Annotated in this window: 4 protein-coding genes; all 4 read right to left on the bottom strand. The window is 70.2% G+C overall.

Annotation, left to right across the window (positions count from 1 at the left end; genetic code table 11):
* Positions 1-104: 104 nt before the first annotated feature.
* From QM582_RS01615 to QM582_RS01600, 4 genes are read right to left on the bottom strand one after another with little or no spacing between them, the layout of a single operon-like run.
* The gene (locus QM582_RS01615; RefSeq protein ID WP_415081160.1) at positions 105-1,172 is read right to left on the bottom strand and encodes an ABC transporter ATP-binding protein; all 1,068 of its coding nucleotides are present in this window, start codon (positions 1,170-1,172) and stop codon (positions 105-107) included.
* The gene (locus tag QM582_RS01610; RefSeq protein ID WP_415081159.1) at positions 1,165-2,169 is read right to left on the bottom strand and encodes an ABC transporter ATP-binding protein; all 1,005 of its coding nucleotides are present in this window, start codon (positions 2,167-2,169) and stop codon (positions 1,165-1,167) included. Before QM582_RS01610 ends, QM582_RS01615 begins: the two co-directional genes overlap by 8 nt.
* A gap of 1 nt (position 2,170) precedes the next feature.
* Positions 2,171-3,178 (bottom strand): ABC transporter permease, encoded by a 1,008-nt coding sequence (locus tag QM582_RS01605; protein WP_415081157.1) that lies wholly within the window; start codon positions 3,176-3,178, stop codon positions 2,171-2,173.
* Complete coding sequence (locus tag QM582_RS01600) at positions 3,175-4,197, bottom strand: ABC transporter permease (protein WP_415081155.1); 1,023 nt, start codon at positions 4,195-4,197, stop codon at positions 3,175-3,177. The genes QM582_RS01605 and QM582_RS01600 overlap by 4 nt, the downstream gene beginning before the upstream one ends.
* Positions 4,198-4,242: the final 45 nt, after the last annotated feature.

Below are 4,242 nucleotides of genomic sequence, written 5' to 3'. Positions count from 1 at the left end.
CTAACTATTTGGGGCTCGCTGAATTCAGCGAGCCCCAAATAGTTAGGCGAGCGCTTTGTTGGGCGGGCGGGTGGGTCGGGCCGGGTGCGGCCGCGAGGGGGGGGTCAGGCTCCGGACACCGCCTCGATCGGCGCCTCCACCACCAGTGCGGACGCCGGCTGCAGCCGGCCGGCGAGGATGTCCTCGGCCCAGTGGCAGGACACCCGGCGTCCGGGCCGCTCGGCGATCTCGCGCAGCTGCGGCACCTCGTCGGTGCAACGGGTGGGCTGCCGGTACGGGCAGCGGGTGTGGAACCGGCAGCCGGACGGCGGATTCGCCGGGCTGGGCAGGTCGCCGCGCAGCAGGATGCGTTCCCGGCGGTCCTCCACCTCCGGGTCGGGGATCGGGATCGCCGACATCAACGCGATGGTGTACGGGTGTAGCGGCTGCTCGTACAGCTGGTCGGAGTCGGCTTCTTCGACGATCCGGCCCAGGTACATCACCCCGACCCGGTCGGAGATGTGCCGGACGACGGCCAGGTCGTGGGCGATCACGATGTAGGTCAGCCCGAACTCCTGCTGCAGCTTCTCCAGCAGGTTGATCACCTGGGCCTGGACCGAGACGTCCAGCGCCGAGACGGGTTCGTCGGCGATCACCAGGTCGGGGTTGAGGATCATCGCCCGGGCGATCCCGATCCGCTGCCGCTGGCCGCCGGAGAACTCGTGCGGGTACTTGGCCAGCGCCGAGCGCGGCATGCCGACCAGCTCCAGCATCTCGGCGGCCCGGGCCACCAGTTCGGCGTGCGGCCGCGGATCGTGCACCCGCAACGGCTCGATCATCAGGCTCTGCACCGACTGCCGCGGGTCGAGGGAGGCCAGCGGATCCTGGAACACCATCTGCATCCGGCGGCGCAACCGGCGCAGTGCCTCGCCCTTGAGCCGGGTGACGTCGACACCGTCCAGTTCGACGGTGCCGGCGGTGGGCTGCTCGAGCCGCAGCAGCGCCCGGCCCAGCGTCGACTTGCCACAGCCGGATTCGCCGACCAGGCCGTAGGTGCGGCCGCGCGGCACCCGCAGGTCGACCCCGTCGACGGCCTTGACGTGGCCGACGGTGCGGTCGACCACGATGCCCCGCCTGATCGGGAAGTGCACCTCGAGACCCTGCACCACCAGCAGATCGTCCGGCTCAGCCATCGGTCACCTCCGCGGGATGGACGCAGCGCACCGGATGGTCGTCCGGCGAATCGAGCAGCGGCGCCAGCCCGATGTCGGGATGCACGCACTCGTCGGTGGCATGCAAGCAGCGGGGGGCGAACGCGCAGGCCTTCGACCAGGCGATGGTGTCCCGCGGGGTGCCCGGGATCGGGTGCAGCGGCTCGCCGCGCGGGGCGTCCAGTCGTGGGATGGAGGCCAGCAGCCCGTGGGTGTAGCGATGCCGGGGATGCGCGAAGAGTTCGACGCGGGGCGCCGCCTCGACGATCCGGCCGGAGTACATCACGTTGACCTGGTCGCACAGCCCGGCCACCACGCCGAGGTCGTGGGTGATCATGATCATCGCGGTGCCGGCATCGGTGACCAGTTCCTTGAGCAGTTCCAGCACCTGGGCCTGGATGGTCACGTCGAGGGCGGTGGTGGGCTCGTCACAGATCAGCAGCTTCGGTTTGCAGGCCAGCGCCATGGCGATCAACGCCCGCTGCCGCATGCCGCCGGAGAGCTGGTGCGGATACTCCTTGAGCCGGCGCTCCGGATCGGGGATCCCGCAGCGACGCAGCAGCTCGACCGACTCGGCCATCGCGTCGCGGCGGTTGGTCCTGGTGTGCGCCAGCAGCACCTCGGCGACCTGGACGCCGATCGGCACCACCGGGTTCAGCGAGCTGATCGGGTCCTGGAAGACCATGGCGATCTCCGGGCCGCGCAGCTTGGCCATCGCCCCCTCGCTCAAGCTGAGCAGGTCGCGTCCGTTGTAGCGCACCTGGCCGCCGACCTCGACGCCGCGGCGCGGCAGCAACCCCATCAGGGCCAGCACCGTGACCGACTTGCCGGAGCCGGATTCGCCGACCACGCCGACGATCTCGCCGGGCGCGACGCTGTAGCTGACCCCGTCCACGGCCCGGGTCTCCGAATTGCGTCGCCGGAAGGTGACGCTCAGGTTGTCGATCTCCAGCAGCGGCGTCCGCCTGGTCTCGGCCATGTCACCTCCTCGACTTCGGGTCGAGGGCTTCCCGCAAGGCTTCGCCGAGCAGGGTGAAACCGAGCGCGGTGATCGCGATGCACAGCCCGGGCAGCAGGGTCAGGTGCGGGGCGGACTGCAGCCGGTCCTGCGCCTTGACCAGCATCCGGCCCCATTCGGCGACGGCCGGGTCGGGCTCGCCGAGGCCGAGGTAGGACAGCGCCGCCACCTCGATGATCGCGGTGGCCAGGGTGAGGGTGGCCTGCACCAGCACCGGGCCGATCGAGTTGGGCAGCACGTGGCTCATCGTGATGGTGCGGCGCCGCAACCCCAGCGACACCGAGGCGAGCACGTAGTCCTTGCGGGATTCGGCGAGCATCGAGCCGCGCAGCAGCCGGGCGAAGATGGGCACTTGGGCGGCGGCGATGGCCACCATGATGGCCAGCGGCTGGCGTCCCATCACCGCGGCCACCGAGACCGCCAGCAGCAGGGACGGGATGGACAGCAGGATGTCGACCAGGCGCATCACCGCGACGTCCACCCAGCCGCCGAAGGCGCCGGCGATTCCGCCCAGCACGACGCCGCCGAGCAGCCCGAACAGGGTCGAGACGACACCGATGATCAACGACTGCCGGGCGCCGAAGATCAGCTGGGTGACCAGGTCGGAGCCGAACGGGTCCAGGCCCAGCGGGTGCTCGGCCGAGAACGGCGGCAGCGCGTAGGGGGTGATCTCGCGGATCCACTGCGAGCCGGCCGGCTGATAGGGGGCCAGCACCGGGGCGAACACGGCCACCAGCACGAACGCCGCCACGATCACCGCGCCGATGATTGCGGACGGGTTGCGGATCAGGCGTTGCAGGGCGCCCTTCCACAGGCTGGTGCCCTCCTCGTCGGCGACGACGTCCGCCATCGCCGCGGCCAGCGCCGGCGAGCGTCCGACCAGGCCTTCCTCGGCCGCCACCGCCAAGTCGGGCAGCACCGGGACGACCGGCTCGTCGCCGGCCACCGGAACGTGGGCGTCGGTGCTCATCGGGTTCGCAACCTCGGGTCGATCAGGCCGTACAACAGGTCGACGAGCAGATTCACCAGGGCATACACCAGCGCGACGAACACGATGAAGCCCTGCAGCACCGCGAAGTCCAGGTTGGAGATGGCGTCGAACAGGTAGGAGCCGATGCCGTTGAAGGCGAACACCGACTCGGTCAGCACCGCGCCGGACAGCAGCGCGCCGGTCTGCAGGCCGACGGTGGTGGTGACCGGGAGCAGCGCGTTGCGCAGCACGTGCCGGCGGCTGACCAGTCCGCTGGGCAGGCCCTTCGCCTTGGCGGTGCGGACGTAGTCCTCGTGCAGCACGTCCAGCACCGAGGCCCGGGTCATCCGCACCACGATGGCCAGCGGGATGCTGCCCAGGGCGATGGCCGGCAGCAGCAGGTGCAGGATGGCGTCCCAGGAGGCGTCGTATTCGCCGGTGAGCAGGCCGTCCAGCACGTAGAAATTGGTGACGTGGGTGGCGTCGATGGTGACTGTCTGTCTGCCTGAGGAGGGCAGCACCGCCAAGAAGTGCAGGCCGGGCAGGCCGACCGCGAAGACCACTTTGAGCAGGTAGGCGAGGACGAACACCGGGATCACCACGCCCAGCAGGGACGCCGACACGGTCAGCGTGTCGAGGATGCCGCCGGCCCGTTTGGCGGCCAGATAACCCAGCGGGATCCCGACCACGACGGCGAACAACAGCGCGGCCACCGCCAACTCGACGGTGGCCGGGAAGCGCAGCATGAAGGTCTCCAGCACCGGCTCGCCGGTGCGCGGGCTGCTGCCGAAGTCACCCTGGATGAGTTGGCCGACGTAAGTGACGTACTGCTGCAGGATCGGCTGGTCGAAGCCGTATTGGGCGTTGATCCGGGCGATCGCCTCCGGGGTGGCCTTCTCGCCGAGCAGCGCCCGGGCCGGGTCGCCGGGCAACGCCCGTAGCCAGACGAACAACAGCACGCTCAGGCCGAACAGCACCGGGATGATCAACACGATCCGGCGGACGGTGAACCTGAGCATGCGCGTCCCTTCTGGTCAGGCGCCGGGTCGGGATCGTCGCGGTGG

The organism is Micropruina sp. (genome assembly GCF_047607385.1).
GTDB lineage: Bacteria > Actinomycetota > Actinomycetes > Propionibacteriales > Propionibacteriaceae > Micropruina.
The sequence above is the reverse complement of the archived record's forward strand: the minus strand, read 5'-3'. Positions and strand labels throughout refer to the sequence as shown.

Excerpts from the sequence above, each read along its gene's own strand:
- QM582_RS01615 (WP_415081160.1), bottom strand. The coding sequence starts at position 1,172 with ATGGCTGAGCCGGACGATCTGCTGGTGGTGCAGGGTCTCGAGGTGCAC.
- QM582_RS01610 (WP_415081159.1), bottom strand. The coding sequence starts at position 2,169 with ATGGCCGAGACCAGGCGGACGCCGCTGCTGGAGATCGACAACCTGAGC.
- QM582_RS01605 (WP_415081157.1), bottom strand. The coding sequence starts at position 3,178 with ATGAGCACCGACGCCCACGTTCCGGTGGCCGGCGACGAGCCGGTCGTC.
- QM582_RS01600 (WP_415081155.1), bottom strand. The coding sequence starts at position 4,197 with ATGCTCAGGTTCACCGTCCGCCGGATCGTGTTGATCATCCCGGTGCTG.